Annotated in this window: 21 protein-coding genes; 7 read left to right on the top strand and 14 right to left on the bottom strand. The window is 58.4% G+C overall.

Translation table 11 applies throughout. The features are described from left to right. The first annotated feature begins 48 nt into the window (after nucleotides 1–48). From BJF97_RS19030 to BJF97_RS19050, 5 genes are read left to right on the top strand one after another with little or no spacing between them, the layout of a single operon-like run. Entirely contained in the window at nucleotides 49–2,676 is a 2,628-nt protein-coding gene (locus tag BJF97_RS19030; protein WP_032693826.1) for a fimbrial biogenesis usher protein, read from the top strand. A gap of 10 nt (nucleotides 2,677–2,686) precedes the next feature. Then, nucleotides 2,687–3,214 carry a fimbrial protein gene (locus BJF97_RS19035; protein ID WP_014229993.1) on the top strand — a complete coding sequence of 176 codons (528 nt, stop codon included), beginning with the start codon at nucleotides 2,687–2,689 and terminating at the stop codon, nucleotides 3,212–3,214. Between the two features lie 12 nt (nucleotides 3,215–3,226). Next, on the top strand, nucleotides 3,227–3,730 hold the full coding sequence (locus BJF97_RS19040; RefSeq protein ID WP_025106063.1) for a fimbrial protein: 504 nt from the start codon (nucleotides 3,227–3,229) through the stop codon (nucleotides 3,728–3,730). A 17-nt stretch (nucleotides 3,731–3,747) separates the two neighbouring features. Next, nucleotides 3,748–4,653 (top strand): fimbrial protein, encoded by a 906-nt coding sequence (locus BJF97_RS19045; RefSeq protein WP_032693827.1) that lies wholly within the window; start codon nucleotides 3,748–3,750, stop codon nucleotides 4,651–4,653. Next, nucleotides 4,640–6,136, top strand: coding sequence for an EAL domain-containing protein (locus BJF97_RS19050; protein WP_228706689.1), 1,497 nt, complete (start codon nucleotides 4,640–4,642; stop codon nucleotides 6,134–6,136). Before BJF97_RS19045 ends, BJF97_RS19050 begins: the two co-directional genes overlap by 14 nt. On the opposite strand, the gene BJF97_RS19055 is transcribed toward BJF97_RS19050, so the two are convergent. Continuing rightward, nucleotides 6,129–7,046: a LysR family transcriptional regulator gene (locus BJF97_RS19055; protein ID WP_004852363.1), complete on the bottom strand. Its 918-nt coding sequence runs from the start codon at nucleotides 7,044–7,046 to the stop codon at nucleotides 6,129–6,131. The two genes, BJF97_RS19050 and BJF97_RS19055, sit on opposite strands and share 8 nt — an antisense overlap. 112 nt (nucleotides 7,047–7,158) lie before the next feature. Between BJF97_RS19055 and BJF97_RS19060 the strand changes: the two genes are divergently transcribed. After that, the gene (locus BJF97_RS19060) at nucleotides 7,159–7,548 is read left to right on the top strand and encodes a tautomerase family protein (RefSeq protein ID WP_032693835.1); all 390 of its coding nucleotides are present in this window, start codon (nucleotides 7,159–7,161) and stop codon (nucleotides 7,546–7,548) included. Here BJF97_RS19060 and BJF97_RS19065 read toward each other — a convergent pair. The 6 genes from BJF97_RS19065 to BJF97_RS19090 all read right to left on the bottom strand — a co-directional run bounded on the left by BJF97_RS19065 (nucleotide 7,545) and on the right by BJF97_RS19090 (nucleotide 13,652). Beyond that, the gene (locus BJF97_RS19065) at nucleotides 7,545–8,549 is read right to left on the bottom strand and encodes a LacI family DNA-binding transcriptional regulator (RefSeq protein WP_032693836.1); all 1,005 of its coding nucleotides are present in this window, start codon (nucleotides 8,547–8,549) and stop codon (nucleotides 7,545–7,547) included. The two genes, BJF97_RS19060 and BJF97_RS19065, sit on opposite strands and share 4 nt — an antisense overlap. A gap of 123 nt (nucleotides 8,550–8,672) precedes the next feature. Further along, nucleotides 8,673–9,614 carry a sugar phosphate isomerase/epimerase family protein gene (locus BJF97_RS19070; RefSeq protein WP_032693837.1) on the bottom strand — a complete coding sequence of 314 codons (942 nt, stop codon included), beginning with the start codon at nucleotides 9,612–9,614 and terminating at the stop codon, nucleotides 8,673–8,675. Then, nucleotides 9,611–10,060: a PTS sugar transporter subunit IIA gene (locus BJF97_RS19075; RefSeq protein ID WP_014230008.1), complete on the bottom strand. Its 450-nt coding sequence runs from the start codon at nucleotides 10,058–10,060 to the stop codon at nucleotides 9,611–9,613. The genes BJF97_RS19070 and BJF97_RS19075 overlap by 4 nt, the downstream gene beginning before the upstream one ends. Before the next feature lie 23 nt (nucleotides 10,061–10,083). Continuing rightward, nucleotides 10,084–11,094 carry a Gfo/Idh/MocA family protein gene (locus BJF97_RS19080; protein ID WP_032693838.1) on the bottom strand — a complete coding sequence of 337 codons (1,011 nt, stop codon included), beginning with the start codon at nucleotides 11,092–11,094 and terminating at the stop codon, nucleotides 10,084–10,086. Nucleotides 11,095–11,115: 21 nt separating this feature from the next. Then, the gene (locus tag BJF97_RS19085) at nucleotides 11,116–12,540 is read right to left on the bottom strand and encodes a sugar porter family MFS transporter (RefSeq protein WP_014230010.1); all 1,425 of its coding nucleotides are present in this window, start codon (nucleotides 12,538–12,540) and stop codon (nucleotides 11,116–11,118) included. A 380-nt stretch (nucleotides 12,541–12,920) separates the two neighbouring features. Then, nucleotides 12,921–13,652, bottom strand: coding sequence for an HPP family protein (locus BJF97_RS19090; protein WP_014838906.1), 732 nt, complete (start codon nucleotides 13,650–13,652; stop codon nucleotides 12,921–12,923). Nucleotides 13,653–13,837: 185 nt separating this feature from the next. On the opposite strand from BJF97_RS19090, the gene BJF97_RS19095 reads away from it, so the two are divergent. Continuing rightward, nucleotides 13,838–14,947, top strand: a complete 1,110-nt coding sequence (locus tag BJF97_RS19095; protein WP_032693839.1) for an adenosylhomocysteinase — start codon at nucleotides 13,838–13,840, stop codon at nucleotides 14,945–14,947. A gap of 485 nt (nucleotides 14,948–15,432) precedes the next feature. Here the strand turns inward: BJF97_RS19095 and cobS are convergent, their stop codons facing one another. From cobS to dacD, 7 genes are all read right to left on the bottom strand, one after another. After that, nucleotides 15,433–16,173 carry an adenosylcobinamide-GDP ribazoletransferase gene (gene cobS / locus BJF97_RS19100; RefSeq protein WP_014838908.1) on the bottom strand — a complete coding sequence of 247 codons (741 nt, stop codon included), beginning with the start codon at nucleotides 16,171–16,173 and terminating at the stop codon, nucleotides 15,433–15,435. A 70-nt stretch (nucleotides 16,174–16,243) separates the two neighbouring features. Further along, a complete protein-coding gene (locus BJF97_RS19105) occupies nucleotides 16,244–16,456 on the bottom strand; it encodes a bifunctional adenosylcobinamide kinase/adenosylcobinamide-phosphate guanylyltransferase (RefSeq protein WP_004852374.1) in 213 nt (70 codons plus the stop codon). Nucleotides 16,457–16,649: 193 nt separating this feature from the next. Then, complete coding sequence (locus tag BJF97_RS19110; protein WP_004103624.1) at nucleotides 16,650–16,985, bottom strand: DUF496 family protein; 336 nt, start codon at nucleotides 16,983–16,985, stop codon at nucleotides 16,650–16,652. 168 nt (nucleotides 16,986–17,153) lie between these two features. Beyond that, on the bottom strand, nucleotides 17,154–18,212 hold the full coding sequence (locus BJF97_RS19115) for an FUSC family protein (RefSeq protein ID WP_004103626.1): 1,059 nt from the start codon (nucleotides 18,210–18,212) through the stop codon (nucleotides 17,154–17,156). A gap of 98 nt (nucleotides 18,213–18,310) precedes the next feature. After that, the gene (gene sbmC, locus BJF97_RS19120) at nucleotides 18,311–18,784 is read right to left on the bottom strand and encodes a DNA gyrase inhibitor SbmC (protein WP_014230015.1); all 474 of its coding nucleotides are present in this window, start codon (nucleotides 18,782–18,784) and stop codon (nucleotides 18,311–18,313) included. A gap of 126 nt (nucleotides 18,785–18,910) precedes the next feature. Next, nucleotides 18,911–20,347: a capsule assembly Wzi family protein gene (locus BJF97_RS19125; RefSeq protein WP_032693840.1), complete on the bottom strand. Its 1,437-nt coding sequence runs from the start codon at nucleotides 20,345–20,347 to the stop codon at nucleotides 18,911–18,913. Between the two features lie 153 nt (nucleotides 20,348–20,500). Then, nucleotides 20,501–21,667, bottom strand: coding sequence for a serine-type D-Ala-D-Ala carboxypeptidase DacD (gene dacD, locus BJF97_RS19130; protein ID WP_014230017.1), 1,167 nt, complete (start codon nucleotides 21,665–21,667; stop codon nucleotides 20,501–20,503). Between the last annotated feature and the right edge of the window lie 81 nt (nucleotides 21,668–21,748).

A 21,748-nucleotide genomic window follows, 5' to 3' on the forward strand; every position in this document is an offset into this window, starting at 1 on the left:
TGAACGAAAAAAATAACGATGGCCGGGCGACTTTGGACCGGAGGGACTATGTCACATCTGAAATATGGACTCGACCACTTGGGCTCCCGGCGAATGACTCCAGGATCTGCTCGCGTATTCGCGCAGATCCCCCTTGCCCTTTTACTTTCCTCACCGGCTTTTTACGCGCAGGCGGAGCTCTATTTCAACCCACGCTTTCTGGCGGACGATCCCGCCGCCGTGGCGGATCTGTCCGGTTTTGAAAAGGGCCAGGAGCTGCCGCCGGGTACCTATCGCGCGGATATCTACCTGAATGACGGGTATATGACCACCCGCGATATCACCTTTAATGCCGCTGAAAAGGGCCACGGACTGGCCCCCTGCCTGACCCGCGGACAGCTGGCCAGCATGGGCGTGAATACCGCGGCCATTGCCGGAATCGACGTGCTGGCGGCGGATGCCTGCGTACCGCTAACCGAGATGATCAAAGACGCCACCACCCGCTTTGATGCCGGGCAGCAGCGGCTGTATCTGACCGTGCCCCAGGCGTTTATGGGCAACCGCGCCCGCGGCTATATTCCGCCTGAACTCTGGGACCACGGAATTAACGCCGGGCTACTGAACTACAACTTCACCGGCAACAACGTGCACAACGACGTCGGCGGCAGCAGCAACTACGCGTACCTGAACCTGCAGAGCGGGCTGAACCTCGGCGCCTGGCGCCTGCGCGACAACACCACCTGGAGCTACAGCAGCAGCGGCAGTTCGACGACCAATGAAAACAAATGGCAGCATATCAACTCGTGGCTTGAGCGTGATATTACGCTACTGCGTTCGCGCCTCACGCTGGGCGACAGCTACACCAACGGCGACGTCTTTGACGGCATTAACTTCCGCGGCGCGCAGCTAGCTTCCGACGACAATATGCTGCCGGACAGCCAGAAGGGTTTCGCCCCGGTCATTCACGGGATTGCCCGCGGCACGGCTCAGGTATCGGTCAAACAGAACGGCTATGAGATCTACCAGAGCACGGTGCCGCCCGGCCCGTTTACCATCAACGATCTCTACGCCGCGGGCAACGGCGGCGACCTGCAGGTGACCATCAAAGAGGCCGACGGCAGCAGCCAGGTGTTCACCGTCCCCTACTCGTCCGTTCCGGTGCTCCAGCGCGAGGGCCATACCCGCTATGCCGCTACCGCCGGCGAGTACCGCAGCGGCAGCAATCAGCAGGAGAAACCGAAGTTCTTCCAGGGCACCCTGCTGCACGGCCTTCCGGCGGGCTGGACGCTGTACGGCGGCACCCAGCTGGCGGACCGCTACCGCGCCTTTAACCTCGGCGTGGGGAAAAACATGGGGGAGCTGGGGGCACTGTCGCTGGATATCACCCAGGCTAACGCCACCCTGCCCGATGACAGCGAGCATCAGGGGCAGTCGGTGCGCTTCCTCTATAACAAGTCGCTGACGGATACCGGCACCAATATTCAGCTGGTGGGCTACCGCTACTCCACCCGCGGCTACTTCAGCTTCGCCGATACCACCTACAGCCGGATGAGCGGCTACAACGTCGAGACCCAGGACGGGGTGATTGAAGTGAAGCCTAAATTCACCGACTACTACAACCTCGCTTACAACAAGCGCGGCAAAGTGCAGCTTAGCGTCACCCAGCAGTTGGGGCGCACCGCCACGCTCTATCTGAGCGGCAGCCACCAGACCTACTGGGGCACCGGCAAGGCCGATCAGCAGCTCCAGGCAGGACTCAACGCCGCCATCGACGATATCAACTGGACGCTCAGCTACAGCCTGACCAAAAACGCCTGGCAGCAGGGGCGCGATCAGATGCTGGCGGTCAACGTCAATATTCCGTTCAGCCACTGGCTGCGTTCCGACAGCAAGTCGGCCTGGCGGCACGCCAGCGCCAGCTACAGCATGTCCAACGATCTGAACGGCAGAACCACCAGCCTCGCCGGGCTGTACGGCACGCTGCTGGAGGACAACAACCTGAGCTACAGCATACAGACCGGCTACGCCGGCGGCGGTGAGGGCAACAGCGGCGGCACCGGCTACGCGGCGCTGAACTACCGCGGCGGCTACGGCAACGCCAACGTTGGCTACAGCCGCAGCGACGGCATCAAACAGCTGTACTACGGCCTGAGCGGCGGCGTGCTGGCTCACGCCGACGGCGTCACCCTGAGCCAGCCGATGAACGACACGGTGGTGCTGATCAAAGCCCCCGGCGCAGACAACGTCAAAGTGGAAAACCAGACCGGGGTTCAGACCGACTGGCGCGGCTACGCCGTGCTGCCCTACGCCACCGAATACCGGGAAAACCGGGTGGCGCTGGACACCAACAGCCTGGCCGATAACGTCGACCTGGACGATGCGGTGGCCAGCGTGGTGCCGACCCACGGCGCGATTGTCCGCGCGGAGTTTAAGGCCCACGTCGGGCTCAAGCTGCTGATGTCTCTCATCTACAACGGTAAGCCGGTTCCCTTCGGCGCGCTGGTGACTTCTGACGGCAGCCAGGCCAGCAGCATCGTCGCCGATAACGGCCAGGTCTACCTGAGCGGGATGCCGCTGGCGGGCAAAGTGCGGGCGAAATGGGGCGAAGGTCCGAACGCCAGCTGCGAGGCTGACTACAGCCTGCCGCCGGAAAAACAGAACCAGATGCTGATCCCGCTGTCCGCCGAGTGCCGCTAAGGAGACCATGATGAGAAAAACCCTGTATCTGCTGAGCGCCCTCGTATCGCTGGCGGTCAACAATGCCAGCGCGGCGGACAGCACCATCACCATCAGCGGCTACGTTCGGGATAACGCCTGCGCCGTGGCGGGTGAGTCGAAAGATTTTACCGTTGACCTGATGGATAACGCCGCGAAGCAGTTCCATGCGGTTGGGGCAACCACGCCGCTGGTGCCGTTTCGTATCGTGCTGTCGCCCTGCGGCAGCTCGGTCACCGCGGTGAAGGTCGGCTTTGTTGGCGTTGCCGACAGCATCAATACCGACCTGCTACAGCTCGACGGCGGCGCCTCAGCGGCGGCAGGGATGGGCGTGCAGATCCTTGACGCGCAGCAGACGGCGCTGCCGCTCAATGCCGCATCGTCGGCGATCCCCTGGACCACGCTGACCCCCGGCCAGACCAACACGCTGAACTTTTACGCCCGGCTGATGGCTACCCGGGTACCGGTGACCGCCGGACACGTTAATGCAACCGCAACATTCACGCTTGAATTTCAGTAACCGGAGGCGCTGATGAACCCGACCTATTCCGGATGGCTGCTGGCCGCGATGCTGGCGGCGTCCTCCCCGACGCTACAGGCCGCCGACGTCACCATTACCGTTAACGGAAAAGTGGTGGCCAAACCCTGTACCGTTTCCACCGTTAACGCCACCGTCGATCTCGGCGATCTCTATACCTTTAGCCTGGTCTCCGCCGGCGCCGCTTCGCCCTGGCACAGCGTGGCGCTCACCCTGAGCAACTGCCCGGTCGGCACGTCGCGGGTCACCGCCAGCTTCAGCGGTACGGCGGACGCCACCGGCTATTACAAGAACCAGGGTACCGCCGGCAACATCCAGCTTGAGCTGCAGGATGAGGGCGGCACCACGCTGAACACTGGCGCGAGAAAAGAGGTACAGGTCGACGACGCCACCCAGTCCGCCAGCTTCCCGCTACAGGTCAGAGCGCTGACGGTCAACGGCGGTGCGACGCAAGGAACTATTCAGGCGGTGATTAACGTCACCTATACCTACGCCTGAGCCAGGAGAACAGAGTAATGAAAAAGATAATCACCCTGCTGTTAACGCTGCTGCTGGCGGGCTGGTCGCTTAACGCCTGGTCGTTCGCCTGTAAAACCGCCGCCGGGGTGACAATCCCCATCGGCGGCGGATCGGCGAACGTTTACGTGAACCTCGCGCCGGCGGTCAGCGTCGGGCAGAACCTGGTGGTGGATCTCTCGACGCAGATTTTCTGTCATAACGACTTTCCGGATTCCATGATCGACTACGTAACGCTGCAGCGCGGCTCGGCCTACGGCGGGGTGCTGTCGAGCTTTTCCGGCACCGTCAGGTATAACGGCATCAGCTACCCGTTTCCAACCACCAGCGAAACGGCGCGTATGACCTATAGCTCCATTGTTGATAGCCCCTGGCCTACCGTCCTCTATCTGACGCCCGTCAGTAGCGCAGGCGGCGTCGCCATTTCCGCCGGGTCGTTGATCGCGGTCCTGATCCTGCATCAGACCAACAATAAGGATAACGACGACTTCCAGTTCGTGTGGAACATTTACGCCAACAATAACGTCGTGGTGCCAACCGGCGGCTGCGACGTTTCTGCTCGCGATGTGACGGTGACGCTGCCGGAATATCCCGCATCCGCCGCCATTCCGCTGACGGTTTACTGCGCGCAAAACCAGAATCTCGGCTATTACCTCTCCGGCACCACGGAGAACGCGGGCAACTCGATATTTACCAATACCGCCTCAGCGTCCCCTGCCCAGGGGGTGGGCGTTCAGCTGACGCGCAACGGTAGCGTCGTACCCGCCAACAGCACGGTGTCGTTAGGCAACGTAGGCACCTCGGCGGTCAGCCTCGGATTAACCGCCAACTACGCGCGCACCAGCGGGCAGGTGACCGCGGGTAACGTGCAGTCGATTATCGGAGTGACTTTTGTTTACGAATAATCTCCCGCCCCCCGGCGGCGGGCAGCCGCTCGTCGCTATCCTGTCGCCCTGTTCGCTGGCTGCCGAGGGGCTGAGCGGGATAATAGCGAAGGGAGGAGCCAGGCCCGTTGTGCTGCCCCCGGAGACGCCGCCCCTGCCTGCCGGCGTTCGCCGCGTGGTGGTGTTTCTCCCGGAAGGCCCCGCCGGGCTACTGGCAACCCTGAAGCGGGCCGCCGCGCTGCTGGCGCGGTCCCCCACGCCGCTGCCCATGCTGTTCCTGAGCCGCAGCCCGGCAAGCTGGCTGTGGCCCACCCTGGTGCATCAGGTCGCAGACCGGCGTTTGCTTACCGCCGTACGGGCCGCCGCTTCCGATTTGCCGGTCCCCTGCCTGGCGGCGCTGCTGCGCGACGCCGTACTCGAAGAATACCCCTCTCTTGAGCAGCTGGCAGAGGATGAGACGCGAGCGCTCGGCAAGCGCCCCGCCGGGATCACCCGGCCGGAGCTGGACGCTATCCTCGGTTTACTCTGCGGCTACCGCGTCAGCGCTCAGGCTCAACGCCGCGGCATCAGCCACAAGACGCTCTACAATCAAAGAACCGCAGGATTAAAAAAAATGGTGGAACACCACCCTGAAATGGCCGCCCGCTTTCCCGGCAGCCAGATAAGAGACCAGAAAAGCGAGAGCATCGCCGCCCTTTCCGCTTTCGAGCGTGAACTTGTCCATGCGATCCACAGCCGACAGATTTTTCCGGTATTTCAGCCCATTACCGATGAACACCAGCAGGTAAAGGGAATGGAGATCCTCTCCCGCTGGAACCGAAACGGCAGCGTGCTGGCTGCCGGCGATTTTTTACCGCAAATACGCTCGGAATATGCCTGGCTGGTGCTCACCGCGTTTGTCCTTCAGGAAGCGGTGCAGAATATTAATCAGCATTCCGGCGAGTGTTATTTCGCCGTGAATATTCCCGCCGCCGTCGCCGGTAACGAGAACCTGCTTCGCATGATGGAAACCGCGCGCCAGCAGCTGCGTCAGCCGCACAGGTCGCAGAGGCTGGTGCTGGAGTTTGCTGAAAATACCGACCTCAACGGTCACGGCAAAATCGCCGAAAATATCGCCCGCCTGCAAAAGCGCGGCTTCCCTATCATGCTTGATGACTGCTTCTCGCAAAGCAGCGTAATGTTTCCGGTGCGCACGATGAGATTCAGCGCTTACAAGCTGGATATGAGCATCGTCAACGATATGCAGCACGATCCGCACGCGCTGGCGCTGATCAGAAGCCTTATCTTCTACTGCCAGCTGACCGGCAGCCGCTGTATTGCCGAAGGCGTAGATAGCCTTGAGAAATTCAACAAACTGCAGGCGTTGGGAGTCGACCGCTTTCAGGGCAGCTACCTCTCGGCGCCGGTAGGCAGGGAGAACGTGGCGGAGCTGGTTTCAGAAGGCGCCGATTTGCTGCCCCGCTTTCGCGAGGCGCTGGCGCAGCAGCTGGAAAATATCAGCTGAAGGTCGCCTTCAGATAGCGGCTAAACGTCTCTACCGCCCGCGATACGCGCGGCGTGTAGGGGCGAATGACGTACAGACTTTCCGCAAACGCATCCACCGGCCGCCATCCCGGCAGCAGCTCCTGAACCAGCCCGCGGCCAATCGCTTCCCTGGCGCTAAAATCCGGCAGTAAGGCAACGCCCAGCCCCGCCAACACCGCGTCGCGCAGGGATTCGCTGTTATTGGTGGCAAACGGCCCCTGCACCTTCACGCTCACCCGCTCGTCGTCGCGCTCAAAGGTCCAGTGCGGGCTTTGCGGCCCGCGCGGGTAGGTCAGGCATTGATGCTGACGCAACGCGTCAGGCGAATCGGGGCGACCAAAGCGGCGAATATAGTCCGCCGAGGCGACCACCAGGGTAGCCGTACGGCACAGCGGCCAGGCCACGTGGGTCTCCGGCAGCAGCTCGCGGCGACAGTGGCGAATAGCAAGGTCGAACCCCTCGCTGGCGAGCGACACCAGTCGGTCGGTCACCTCCAGCTGGAGATGAAGCTGCGGATGCTGGTGCAGAAAAGGGGTGATGGCCGGGACCAGCTGCTGACGTGAAAATGCGACCGGCGCGGTCAGACGCAGCGTACCGCGCAGGGGGCCGCCTTCCTCGTCGCAGGTGCCGGTAAAGATCTCGCGAATCTGCCCAAACGGCTCGTTCAGCTCCGCCACCAGCCGCAGACCATCTTCGCTTAAGGTCACGCTGCGGGTGGTTCGGTGCACCAGAGTTTTACCGGTAACCCGCTCCAGCTCGCTAATTTTCTGGCTGATGGCGGATTTGCTGACCGCCAGCTTTTCCGCGGCGCGGGTATAGCTTTTTTGCTCCTCCAGCACCGTAAGCCAGTACAGGTGGGTCCAGTAAATTTCCGGGCGGATCTCGCGCATAGTAATTGTTCACAGGTAAAAACAATGAGTTCAAATATAGCGGTTTTTGCCGGCTTCAGCACGGGTTAGCATCTCTCTCACTAAGGTAACCCGACAATAAGGACCATCTGCTATGCCATTACTGACGTTTGATATCATTGAAGGACGCAGCGAAAACGAGATCAAAACCCTGCTGGATGCGGCACATCGCGCCGTGGTGCAGGCGTTCAAGGTGCCAGAGCGCGATCGCTACCAGATTGTTCACGAAAACAAAGCTCATCATATGATTATTGAAGATACCGGGCTGGGGCTGACGCGAAGCCGGGACGTGGTGGTGGTGAGGGTATATACCAGCCCGCGCAGCGAAGCGCAGAAGCAGCTTTTTTATGCCACCCTGCAGGCTGAGCTCCGGGAGCACTGCGGGCTGAGCGGCGATGACCTGATGATCTCGGTAATCAGCAACCACAAAGGGGACTGGAGTTTTGCTCACGGCGTGGCGCAGTACATCACCGGCGAACTTTAGCCCTGGCGGCGATGGGACTGGCGCACGATGGGTTCCCCGGTGCGCCAGGTCGCCGTCGGCCCTTCAGCTGCATCGATGAGCCGATTCAACGCCTCTTCCACCAGCCGCTCGCGCCGCTGATCGTAAGTAGTAAGCTGCCATTCCGGCGCCGCCGCTTCATCGATATTATCGAAACCGACAATACCCATCGTTAAATCGCGCTCGCGCAGCGCCTGAAGCGCGCCTATCGCCAGAATATCATTTTCACAGAACAGGGCATCCACTCTTTCGCCTGCGGACGTCGCGTCCAGATACTCGCTCATTGCCGCATATCCCCGGGTACGTAAATACTGTCCGGCAACCAGCAGAGTATCAAGCCGGCAACCTGCCTGCTCCAGCGCCGCTTCGTATCCTTCCATCCTCATTAAATGGTGCGAGGCGGTATCCGGCCCTTTCATATAGCCAAAAGTGCGATGCCCCTGCGCCAGCAGCAGTTCGGCAAGCTGTTTTCCGGCAATCCAGCCGTCAATATTGACCACCTGGATTTCCGGATGATCGGTATTACGGCCAATCTGCACCAGCGGAACGCGATGAATTTCAGTGGCAATCGCGATGAGTTCCGGCGTCAGGACCGTGGCCATAAACAAGATACCGTCAACCTGGAGCTGGTAAGCCAGCGCCATCGCCGTGCGGGTGTTTTCTTCGTCGGTAACGTTAATCACCAGCGCCATGTAGCCGCGATTCTGCAGCTGGCGGGTCACTTCGTTAAGCAGTAGCACCATATTGGGATTGCGCAGCTCGTCGACCGCCACGCCGATAATATGCGTTTGCTTTTGCGTCAGGCTACGCGCCAGTAAATTTGGTCGATATCCCAGAATATTAGCGGCTTTCATCACCTCTTCCCGGGTTTTGGGCTGGATAGAAGCCCCGGGGGTAAATGCCCGGGAAACCGTCCATTTGGAGACGCCAGCCAGTAACGCAACGTCGCTGGCGGTCGCTTTTTGTCGTTTAGGGGCGCTCATACTCGGTTTTAACGTTCCTGATAAAAAACATCCAATAGAACGTAAAATACAGCAAGATAAAATCCGCTCAACAAAAAACGCGCCGCGTTCTCCCGCCCCCCGGAGGGAAAACGCGGCCCGTTGTCACTGACTTAATGTGGCGTTGAGGGCATCAATAGACGTCCGTAGCCCTGCTTCAACGCTCATCGTCAGGTCCTCCATCTCCAGCGACACATAACCGTTATATCCGGTCATGCGCAGCACCGAGAAGAACTCTTTCCACCACTTCAAATCCTGTCCACAGCCAACCGCCACGTAGTTCCAGGTGCGGGTTTTGGTCTGCGTAACCGGCTGGTATTCCAGTAAGCCGTCGACATCCGCCAGCCCGCGTTCAATACGCGCGTCTTTGCCGTGGACGTGATAAATCACCCCTTCAAGCTTACGGGCTGCGGCAATCGGGTCTGCCCCCATGGCGATCAGATGCGACGGATCGAGATTCATGCCGATGATGTCGCCAACCGCCTCACGCAGGCGCAGCAGCGTGCTCGGGTTGTAAACCAGCTGGCTGGGGAATTCCTCGAGGGCAATCTGTTCGATGCCGTGTTCAGCCGCATGGCGGGTAAAAGCCTGCCACCAGGGAATAGCAACCTCGTTCCACTGGTAATCGATCACGCCTGGCATATAGTCCGGCCAGGAAACCGTCGAGGTGATCCAGTTAGGGATTTTATCGTCCGGCCCGCCGCCCGGCAGGCCGCTCATCATGACAATCTTTTTCACTCCCAGCTTCGCCGCCAGTTCGACGGTACGGTAGCTGCTGGCGGTGTGCTTCTCGCCAAGGGCGCCGGGGGCCAGCGGGTTACCCGAACAGTTCAGCGCGACGATCTCCATGCCGCGCTTTTCCAGCTCGCCGCGAAACGCCGCCAGCGCTGCCGGAGAAGCCAGCAGTTCTTCAGTTTTAACATGCGGACAAGGCGACCAGCCGCCTGCGGTCATCTCCACGCCCTCAATGCCGTACTGCTTGACGCGATCGAGCATTTCCGGGAACGCCAGGCCGGCGAGAACATCGGTACAGAGTGCCAGTTTCATATTCTATCCTTCTTAAATGAGTGTCCTTCGAGGATCTGCATAAACGCGTCTTTGCTGTCGGCGCTGGCCAGCAGCGTGGTTTTCACTTCGTCATCAAGCAGGTCTGCCAGATCCGCTATAACATCAATGTGTTCATTGTTTTTTGCCGCCACGGCGACCACAAGGAAGGCCACTTTACCCTCCCCCCAGCCCACGCCATCCGGAAACTGAAGCAGCTGGAAACCGGTTTGCCGCACCAGATCAATGCCCTCCTTGCTGCAGTGGGGCATGGCGACCCCCGCCCCGAGCCAGGTAGAGAGCGCCTTTTCGCGCTCCACCATTGATTCAAAAAAACCCTCGCTGACGTAGCCGCTGGCCTGCAGGGAATCCGCGGCAATACGCAGCGCCTTTTTCTTTGAATTCGCCCGACAGCCAATAAAAATATCTTCTGGTTTCAGAGTTAACATGCGCCTCTCCCTTCGTTAATGGGTCAGCGGTAGAGCGCCGGACACTCCGGCAGAGAGACGGCGTGCTTTTCGCCATCCTTCAGCGACGCCAGGCCGGCATCGCATACCATCGCCACGACAAATCCGTCCCACGATGATGGCCCGCTCATCTCCGCCCCCAGGTTTACCCGATCAACGAAATTCTGCACCTCGCGATCGTAGGCGGTGGCGAAACGTTCCATACAGGTTTTGGAGATAGCGCGGCTATAACCCTGCGCCGAACGGACGGTGGTAAGTGCCTGTTCGGTCAACGCGCTGATGGCATTTTCGCCAATCACTTCACAGCGAATGTCGTAGCCGTAATCGCAGTTAACAAACAGCTCATCATCAATACGTACGCCGGATTCAGTTTCAAAAATCACAATCAACGGATCCTGCAGATGCGCGCAGGCTCTGCGCGTTTTCTTCTGCGGTTTATCGACGCGCACCGAAACGATATTTTCGTTAAGCAGATAGCGGATAATATCGATTTCATGGGTCGCCGAATCGTTAATCGCCATCTCCAGGGTGTAGCTCTCCGGCACGGAAGCGTTGCGATGGGCGCAGTGGATGAGCAATATTTCCCCCAGTTCACCGCTATCCAGAGTGGCTTTTAGCTGGTTGTACCCCGGGTCGAAACGGCGCATAAAGCCCAGCTGCAGCATACGTTTGCCGTAGGCTACTTCAGCATCAATAATCGCTTTGGCTTCATTGGCGGTCGGGGTTAGCGGCTTTTCGCAAAACACCGGTTTACCTGCTTTAATGGCCGCCAGAATTTGTTCTTTATGTACCGGGCCAATAGAGCAAATAAAGATCGCATCCACGTCGTCTGATTGAATCATCTCGACTGCATCGTAATAGGGCTGAGCGCCATATTCGCGGGCAATAGCGTCGGTCACATTACGATTGATATCGCAGACGGCGCTGACCCTGGCGTTCTGGATAACCGTCTGGAAACGCTGGAGATGGTCGCGCCCAATCATACCCAAACCAATTAAACCGATATTAACTGTCATATATTCCTCCACGTTGCTAAATCAGAATCTGAATTTTTGTTCAATTTGTTCGAGGGTTAACCCGCGGGTTTCCGGCAGGAACTTCACCAGCAGAATCAGCATTATGACGTTGGTAGCCGCGAAGAAGCCGAAGGTCATTCCACCGCCGTAGCTGTTGAGTAAAATCGGGAAAATAGACTGAATGATGAAGTCAAATATCCATAAACCGAATACCGCAAAACCCATTCCCAGACCGCGCATCCGCAGCGGGTAGATTTCCGCGAGCATCAGCCAGAACACCGGTGCGATCCAACCCTGCATAAAGGTCAGGAACACCAGCATCAGGGCGAGAATGATGTAGCTGGCACCGGTAAAGTTGGCGTGCAAGCCGCTGACGCCATCGACGGTTTCCATATGGAAGAAGAGCTTGAACGAGAGGCCAATCAACACCAGGCTAAGGGTGACGCCGATCTGTCCGGTAAAGAACATTTTCCGTCGGGAATGCCTGCCAATTAACAGCATCCCCAGTAGCGTGGCCAGAATAGAGACGACGCCATTAGCCACGGCGCCGGTCACCGCCGCCGCATCGCCAAGTCCGGTGGCTTTCAGCACCGTCGGCGCGTAGTACATAATGGTATTCACGCCGGTTACGCGCGTTGCCAGCACAATCATCAGGCCGATCAAAATCAGCTGCAGTACCCATTTTCTCTTCAGCTCGTCAACAAATCGGCCATGGTTGATGCCAATCTGGCTCACCTGCTGGATATCGCGGATCTCCTGCTCCACCTCTTCGGGCCGACGAATCGTTTTCAGCACCGCAACCGCTTTGTCTATTTGCCCCTTACGCACGAAGAAGCGCGGAGACTCCGGCATTACCAGCATACCAATCCACAGCAGCGCGCCGGGTAGCGCCGGAATGGCCAGCATCAGCCGCCAGTTGTGCGACATGTCGGGATAGAAATTGACAATGGAAGCGTTGACGGAGTAAGCGAGAAACTGCCCGGTGACGATCATCAGTTCGTTGACCGTCACCAGCCGTTCACGCTGCGCGGGTCGCGCCAGTTCGGAAATATAAATCGGCACCGTCACTGACGCACAGCCAACCGCCAGGCCAAGAATAAAGCGGGCGATTATCATCGACGACATATCCCAGGCGACGGCGGTACCGAGGGCGCCAAAGATAAAAATCACCGCCACCCACAGAATATTTTTCCGCCGTCCCTGTCGGTCGGACAGCCAGCCGCCGCCGACAGAGCCGATTGCCGCGCCGAATAATAAAAACGATGTCACCAGCCCTTCCTGCAGAGGAGTGAGGCCAAGATCGTTTTTCATGAAAATCAACGCGCCGGAAATAACCCCGGTGTCGTAGCCAAAGCACAGTCCACCGATGGTTGAGACGAGGGTTATTAATCTGATTTTCTTATCATTATCTGTTTTACGACTTTCAGTTATCACATGATCGGTCATTTTGTTGTCCTGTCAGGGATGAGCGTTCTATCGTTTTGTTTTTATGAATAAAAAGATCACATTGCCGATCCAGATACGGCAGATTCTGGCATCAGGAATACATTTGCACCTTTTTGCACCCGGGTGCATTATTTAACAACTTGTTATACTCCGCCGGATTAAAAAATCCATAACAAGTTATTTTGAAATATTCATTTCGTTAAGGGCGTCAACTTTTTGCTCATTGAATGGCCAATTTTGTCGATCGCAGTCACGATCCGCAGAGCTTGTTGCTTTCGGGGGGAGAAAAATGCCTGGTTCAGGCTAATGGCCGGGGAGGAAGGCAATAAAAAGGGGAACCCGTGGGTTAATCCGCGTTCCCCAGAGAGCCGAAAAGCTCATCAGGATTGCCGGGCGCTGGCGATACGCTGTCTGGCTTTTTGTTCAATATTTTCCAGCAGCTCCTGCACGTCGTCTTCATCGATATCGAGAAACTGGCCGTCCAGCAGGGCCGCGTGAATATCATCGCGGGTCACCGACAGGCCCAGCGGTACGGCTTTGGCCTTTACCTCTTCCGCGGCCAGCGGGTGCGGGTAGCGTCGTCCCACCAGGTTGTTGAAGACGATGGCCAGCAGCGCCAGCATCAGGGAATTGAGCAATACCGGCGTCAGAACAAAGTGGTAGCCTTCACTCTGCACCCCCGCCCCGCCGAGGATCGCCGTTAACGCCACCGCCCCACCCGGCGGATGCAGGCAGCGCAGGAAATACATACCGGCGATCGCCAGCCCCGCCGCCACGCCGCAGGCCAGCGCCAGGTTCGGGATCGCCATTCCCACGGTCACGCCAATCAGCGCCGAGAGCACGTTGCCGCCGACAATCGACCACGGCTGGGCCAGCGGACTGCTCGGGACGCCAAACAGCAGCACTGCCGATGCGCCCATTGGCGCGATAAACCAGATATTGACCTCGCCTAACAGCCAGTGGCTGAACATGCTGGTCACCGCCAGTCCCGTTCCGGCGCCGAGAGAGGCCAGAACAATATGTTTTCTGGCAACCGGCAGGGCGTGCGGCTTGAGGCGACCGAGGAAAATGCGGATCCGCGAAAAGAGCGATCCGGGTAAAACGCTTAACATCGTGTAGCTCGCTTACGTCATAATAAGAACTTATGTTTCATTTTCTTTTTTTAACCTTATTTTAACAACCATGTCTTTGTCGTGGCTTTTCGTCATTCATTTTGTGAATGTAAAAACGGCGCGCGCTACGTTAAAATCCCCTCACCTCTGGGTATCAGCATTCTATGGATTGAAGGTCAAACACGTTGAATAACAAGATAAAATTAGAGAAAGAGATCGCATGGGCCAGTCAGAATATGCCGCGCACCCTGCGTCAGGTCGCCGCCCTGCCGGATCTCAGCCAGGTGCGTCTCGCCTGCTGTATGCACCTCGATATGAAAATGATCCCCCTGGTGCAGGGAATTCTGGAGAAAGGGGCGAAGGTTTTTCTTACCACCTGTAACCCAACGACGGTGCAGGATGACATGGTCGCCTGGCTGGTGGAGCGCGGCGCGGAAGCCTGCGCCTGGCGGGATATGAGCGACGCCGACTGGCAGCAATCCTGGGAAAAAGCGATTGCCTGGCAGCCGACGCATCTGTGCGAAATGGGCGCGGATATTACCACCCTACTGCATCAGCGCGGGGAGTTTGGCAACATCGTCGCGGGCCTTGAGGCGACCGGCTCTGGCGTTAGCCGCCTGGGCGATATTCGCCCCGGCTACCCGATTTTTAACTGGGATGATTTGCCGGTAAAAGAGGGACTGCACAACCGTCATATGGTCGGCCTGACCGCCTGGCACACCTTTTTCCAGACGACCCACCTGACCCTGCATGAGAAAAAAGTGCTGGTCATCGGCTATGGTCTGGTTGGCCAGGGCGTAGCGGCGGCGGCGAAGGCCTTCGGCGGCCAGGTGATGGTAGCGGAAATCGACCCGGCGCGGAGACTACAGGCGGCCTACGATGGCTGGCACGTCGTTGAATTACAGGAGGCGATTGCCTCCGCGGACGTGGTGGCCACGGCGACCGGCGGTAAAAAAGTCGTTAACCGCCAGGCGCTGGATAAGTCCAAAGACGGGGTGTTTATTCTCAACGTGGGTCACGTGGCGGAAGAGATTGACTGTGAGTACCTGCGCCAGTTCCGTCATGAAGAGGTCATGCCCTATATCAACGCTTACCGGATGGGCGATAAAACCGTTTATCTGATGGCGAACGGTTCAATGCTCAACCTGACCGCGGGCTTTGGCGATAGCCTGAACGCCTTTGACGTGACCCTGGCGGTAATGGCAAGCGGCATTCAGCATATCGTGACCGACGGCATGACGGCACCGGCGGACGTTTACCTCCTGCCGCAGAGCGTATGGCAAAAAGCGCTGTAAGCACGTGCGCTGAATAATTTTCCCGGAGGCGGCGCGCTGCGCCTGTTCGGACTACCGGCCCGCAGACAGCGGTGGACTTGTAGCCCGGCTAAGCGCAGCGCCATCGGGAAGAAACCACGCCAATCCATCACTCCGGCACATTCCCCGCAGGCGGCGCGCTGCGCCTTGTCCGGGCACCGGCCCGCAGACAGCGGTGGACTGGTAGCCCGGTCAGCGCAGCGCCACCGGGAAGAAACCACGCCAATCCGTCACTCCGGCACATTCCCCGCAGGCGGCGCGCTGCGCCTTGTCCGGGCACCGGCCCGCAGACAGCGGTGGACTTGTAGCCCGGCTAAGCGCAGCGCGAGCCGGGGAGAAACCACGCCTATTCATCACTCCGGCACATTCCCCGCAGGCGGCGCGCTGCGCCTGTCCGGGCACCGGCCCGCAGACAGCGGTGGACTGGTAGCCCGGTCAGCGCAGCGCCACCGGGAATAAATCAATGCCTACAGCAGGGCCAGCAGAAATATGACTTCGCCCAGCTCAATCGCCGCGCCTAATGTGTCACCGGTTTGCCCGCCCAGGGTACGCTTCAGCGCCTGACCCAGCGCCCAAACCAGCACCAGAGTGATAAGCGCCGCCCGCAGACCGTTGACCCCGAGCAGCAGCGTCGCCAGCGCCAGCGCGATCCCCATGGTAATCAGCATCTGCCGCAGCGTGATTTTGCCGATAAATAAGTTGCCCAGCCCCTCTTCCCGGGCGTAGCGCTGACGATACATCAGCAGCACCGCCATACCGCGGCCGACGGCGCAGGCGGCAGCCAGCGCGGCAAGCGCCGACGTGCCGCGCAGCGCCACTTCGCTGACCACCAGCACTTTGGCAACCAGCACAAAAATCAGCGCCAGCCCGCCGTGAGTGCCCAGCCGACTGTCGCGCATGATTTCCAGCATCCGCTCGCGGCGGCGGGCGGAAAAGATGCCATCGCAGGTATCCGCCAGCCCATCAAGATGGAACCCGCCGGTCAACAGCGCCAGCGCCAGCACGCCGAGCAGCGCGGCGAGCGGGCCGCCGCACCACGGCTGCAGCAGCATCACAACGGCGCCAGCAATCGCCCCCAGCAGCAGCCCCACCAGGGGAAATGTAATGATACTGCGTTGATATTGTTCAATTTCCAGCCCCTGGGATAAACGCGCCGGGACCGGCAGGCGGCTGATAAATGATAATGCGGCAAAAAAAGACTTAATCATTGAGTGATGACTCCTGTCGATAAACCCCGCGGCAGCGGTTATTCACGCCCGCCACCGACCGTGACCTGACTTATCCGCGCGGCTGCCGCGCGGAGAAAGCCTGCCCGCGTTCTTCCAGCCGCCAGTGGGCAAGCCGGGTATCACGGTGGTGTTGAATGCGCGCGGCCATTTGGTTGTCGGAGAGCCGGGAGGTAGCGATGAAGATCGCCGAAACGAAAGAGTTGAGTAAAGATTCGGCGTCACGGCGTTGGCCGCTAAGCGCGTCGCCGGTCATCAGTATCATCGCGGCGGCACCTGTTGCAGGGACAGCATGAGATAAACCCTTCCGATATCAATATGTTTACGGCGGAAGTATACCAAATTCCTGGGTAAAGGTTCAGCGTCGCGCGGGCGTTTTTGCTAAGGAACTGTGAGGTCACGCAAGAGGAAGAAGAGGAACTCCGGCGGCGAGCGCCGCCGGAGCGCATTAACGGGGCTTACTCGGCAGATTTATCTTCGACTTTCGCTTCGCCCATCGCTTTCAGCTTTTTAGAGATATCGCGACGTTCTTTGGAGATCTCGGCGTTTTTGATGATGTAATCGTCAACGCGATCTTCGTAATCGCTCTTCATGCTGGCGATGATGCCCTGAATAGCTTCAACGCTCATGCCCGGCTTGATGTAGTCGCTCAGGTTGTCCAGCAGCAGTACGCGCTTCTGGTTATCACGGATCTTTTTCTCAACGTCCTGAATTTCACGCTGCAGTTTGTTCTTACGACGGTACAGGCGAACAAACTCCAGTACGTCCTGGAAAGAAGGCTTAGTTGTTTCCATTTTTATACCCCTAATATTTGAGATTCGGATTCGCTAAAGCGACTGCTACATAGGGCTAACATAACTGTTAGCAGCCGCTGATGACAATGTTTTTTCCTTTGCCGTTATCATAACCCTAAACGCTGCTGAATCGAAGCAAGCGATGGAAAAACCACGTGAGTCTGGTCTTTATTTACGCAACGCACGGCAGATTAAATGCGACAGCAGTTCGAGCTGGCGCGCCAGCTCGATAGTTAACCAGACATAACCGTGAATGGGCGTTTCGGAGAAATTGTCGTCCTGCTGCTCTTTGATGAGCTGGCGCAGTTCGGCCACGATTTCGTTGAGCTTTTCATTGTTGGCAAGAATCGGCTGCGGATTGCCCTCATACAATGCGTGGGCGATAGTCAGCAATGTTTGCTGGGTCATTTGCTGGGTTTCGCGCAGCGTATGGGCGTTGAGCATCACGAAGTGGCCGGGACGCGACGCCCAGTAGGCGTTGATTTGCAGCTCCAGCATGCACACCAGGTTACGGCTGACGGTCTGGATCGCCTCAAAGATGGCCTTCTGGATATGCGTCTCTTTGCTGGCGGGGGTAATTAATCCGCGCATTTTCACCACATCGTTAAGCACCTTCTGCATATGCTTTTCCAGACGCGGACGCTCAACGAGGTTCGGCGAGAAGCCCGCCTGATACAGACGGTTGAAGGCGGTGACGTAGCTGGCCATCTGGATACGCCAGTGCAGAAAGGCCCGCTGCGGCCAGATACCGGTAAACAGCATCGCCAGCAGGGAGCCGAAGATAACGTCGCCGCTTCGCCACAGCGCGGTGGTCATATCACCCGGCGGCGCGCCGACCACTACCGCCAGGGTGATGCCGATCAGCAGCGCCTGGTAGGGCTTTTTGCCCAGCGCCAGCCAGCCGCAGAGGAACATCGCCACCGCGCACCACAGCAGCATAATGGGCAGAGAGATAAGCTCCAGCTTGAGCGCCACCAGCCCGAGCGCCGAGCCGAGGATCGTGCCGCCGATACGTTCAAACGCGCGCGGTACGACGTTTCCCCAGAAGGAGATAGGCCCCATCACCACCACCAGGGTGATGAGGGGCCAGGTGCCTTCAGGAACGTTAAGCAGGCGCACCAGCACAAAGGTGAGCACAAAGGCCAATGCTATTCGCACGCCATGGACGATGCGGTAATGGCGATACAGCCGAATTTCAAATGGCTTAAGTGATTTATCCGCGCGCACAACCTACTCCGACACAACGAAAAGGCCAATTGTAACTGCTTTTTCGCCGCAAGCATCACGCGAATGTAATAAACCTTGTCAAACGAAGGGACAATGTTCTACTTCACGGCCGGCTCGACCGCGACATACATATCAATATCCCAGTAGCCGTCCTGGTTACCATCGTTAAGATAGACTTCAAAACAGGGCTTCATCGCCATCTGATGGGTTTTGCTTTCCATCAGGCTCTCGAAGAACTGGTACCACGGCGTCGCAAAGTCAAAATTCTCGACTCTGGCACGGGCAACCGCATAATCCCCGCCGGCGATTTCGGTCATCATCACGCCTTCGCTACCCTCAGGAATCTGGTAGTCGTCCGCCACCGTGACGGCGGTATCGCAGCGCAGCTTTTCCGCCGGGACTTCGTCCGGGTTGTCGTAGTAAACGGCCACCCACTCCTGCGCCGGCACCTGGCTGTTATCGACCCACATCATCAGCTGTTCAAACCCCTGTTTTACCGTCTGCTCCCAGGGACCGACCAGATGAAAACCAGCAATTTTCTTCTTGCCTACGGATTTAACGTTATAGTCCATGCTGCCTCCACTGTTGATAAAATACTGTATGTATATACACATAAATTAGCAGTACTATCACCCACAGTATGTGCGGCAATTCACAAATCCGCGCGGCAAGAAGATGAAAAAATCGCCGCCATACGATTATAAACTGAACGGTAGCTCAACGCCGATGCTGGCCCCAACATCGTCGCTGGCGCTGTGGTTAGCGTCGGTGTACCACAGGGAGGTATTCAGGCGTACCGTTGGCATAACATCGCCGCTCCAGCCCAGCTGTACGCCCTTCAGCGTATCGGCGCGCGGGAAGGCTTTATTGATTCGCTGGTTTTTTGGATTGACCTCAGCGTAGACCAGCCGCGCGCTCCAGCGCTGATTATCTTCGGTTACCAGCTCCACCTTACCGGCATATAAACGCCCGTCGCCGCCCATCGCATCGCCCAGCGGATAGCCCTGCTGGTAGTAGCCGTCTTTATAGATAAAGTGGTTATAGATGTAGTTAGTACGGCCCATGTTCGAGCGGGTATCGTGGGCTTCCAGATACCAGTTAACCGCATTGCTGTTCCACTGGTGATGCCCTTCCACGCCGCCAAGATAGAGGTGCGCCGAGGGTAAATATCCGGCTTCGTCCTCGCCGATCATCTGGCCGTAAATGCTCACCGGCCAGCCGAGGGTGGGCGCCAGCTTCAGCTTGAAATCAAAACCGGCCAGCTGGTTGCCGGGATCGTCGGCCGAGTCGCCGGTGTTATCATTGCCGGTGAGGCCGTCCCAGAAGCTGCTGAATGAGGAAGGCCGCCCTTCGCCGCCCCACTGCATAACGCGCGAGGCTCCCAGCTCCAGCGAGGTGAGCGGTGAAAAAGTCAGGCGGCCGCCGAAGATTTTGGTATGCGGTACGGCGGCGTACTGGTTCATCTGGCTGGCGGAAAGCTGGTACTGCCAGGGGCCAATCCAGCTTAGCCATGAGGTTTCCGGCGCCCGCTGTTCGGCGCGCTGCAGCAGAAAACCGGTCATGGGACGCGCGGCATCGGAGCGGATCAGGCTACCTTCATAGCCCGGCCCCCACCACTGGGGGATTTGCCCGAACGCCAGCCACTGGTTCCACAGCTTAACCGCGCCGTACGCGCCGTTGGCGTTCACGCTCGAACCGTTACTGATGCGCTTGTCGCCTTCAACATTGCCCTGCAGGTGCAGATCCCACCATTCGCCGCTGTTGTTCAGGGCGAGAGAAAGCGACTGGTCAGCGGGATAAGACTGGGCAAACCCCTGCGGAGTTCCCGGCTTATCAGTGGAACTGTAACCGGTAACGCGCACGTCGGCTTTGAGCGCCCTTAAACGCTGATTTACCCGGCTCAGAACCACCCGCTCTGCGGACGTTGTCGGATGGGCATTGGCCAGCGCGCGCTTAATCTCCTCTTCGCTCAAAGGCCAGGTGGACAAACTTAAAGAGAGGGTTCCGCGGTCGGATAACCAGGCTAAATCATTGCGGAATTCGTTATCGGCCAGAACGAGGCCGGAGGCAAAACCAGAAGTGCTAAAAACGGCGAAAAGTCCCAGAGAAAGCGCACTACGCGCAAAGTATTTCATTTTCCCAGCTCCATTTATGGCGCACAAGCGCCAGGCTTTTTCCTGAAGGGTGACCGGGTAAGGTAATGGAGTGAAAGTAAACGAAGCGCCAACCGAAGCGGCATAATAATCAAACAGCTACGAGATGCCGCTCCGGGCGGAGCGGCGGAGAAGTTACAGTTTTTGATGCAGATAATCGCTAAAGCGCGACAGCACGCCGCCCTTGCCAACGCTTTCCAGCGTCACCAGCGGCCAGTGGGCCACCACTTTATCACCATCGTAAAGGGAGATTTCGCCAACCCGCTGATGGGCGGCGATCGGCGCTTCCAGCACTTTGTTATCCAGCACGTATTTGGCCTTAATGCGCGAGACTTCCGACTTCGGCAGCGCTAACCAGAAGTCCTGATCGGTCCCCAGCTTAATCTGCTCTTTATCGCCATACCAGATACGCTCAACGCCGACCTGCTTGCCGTCCTGCAGGACCTGGACGGTATCGAAGTTTTGCTGGCCCCAGTGCAGCAGCTTCGCCGCCTGCTGTTCACGCCCTTTCGGGCTGTCGGCCCCCATCACCACCGCAATCAGCCGGCGCTGGCCGTCCACCGCGGAGGCAATCAGGTTGAAGCCGGCGCCTGAGGTGTGGCCGGTCTTCAGACCATCGACGTTCATGGTCTTATCCCACAGCAGCCCGTTGCGGTTCTGCTGGGTAATGCCGTTCCAGGTCAGGCTCTTCTGGCTGTACATATGGTAGACGTCCGGCTCGCCGTGAATAATCGCCCGCGAGAGCACCGCCAGATCGTAGGCCGAACTGTGCTGACCCGGCGCGTCCAGACCGTGGACGGTTTCAAAATGGGTATCCTGCAAATGCAGTTTTTCCACGTAGCTGTTCATCAGCGCGACGAACTGCGGCTGGCCGCCGGCGACGTAGTCCGCCAGCGCCACGCAGGCATCGTTGCCGGAGTCAACGATCAGCCCGCGGCTTAAATCGCGTACGCTGACCCGATCGCCGGGCTTAAGGAACATCAGCGAAGAACCATTAAAGACCGGGTTACCCTGCGCCCAGGCGTCTTTCCCGACGGTGACGATGTCGTCAAAGGTGATGCGGTGGCTGTCGATAGCGCGATCGACCACGTAGCCGGTCATCAGTTTGGTCAGGCTGGCGGGATTGCGCTGCTGATGCTCGTTACCGGCGGTCAGGATCTGGCCGGTGGTGTAATCCATCAGCACCCAGGAACCGGCCTGAATAGAAGGAGGCGTCACGTTGACGGGAAAATCATTGGCGGCAAATGCGCAGGAAACGCTCGCAGCGAGCAAAGATACAGCAATAAAAAAACGGCCTTTCAACGGCATATCCTCTAAATTGACAGATTCGCCGTCCTTTTTACGGAACTTCTCGTTTCAAATCAGGGTTTAATTGCAAGAAAA

The sequence above is a fragment of the Klebsiella sp. LTGPAF-6F genome (assembly GCF_001753185.1).
Classification (GTDB): domain Bacteria; phylum Pseudomonadota; class Gammaproteobacteria; order Enterobacterales; family Enterobacteriaceae; genus Klebsiella; species Klebsiella michiganensis.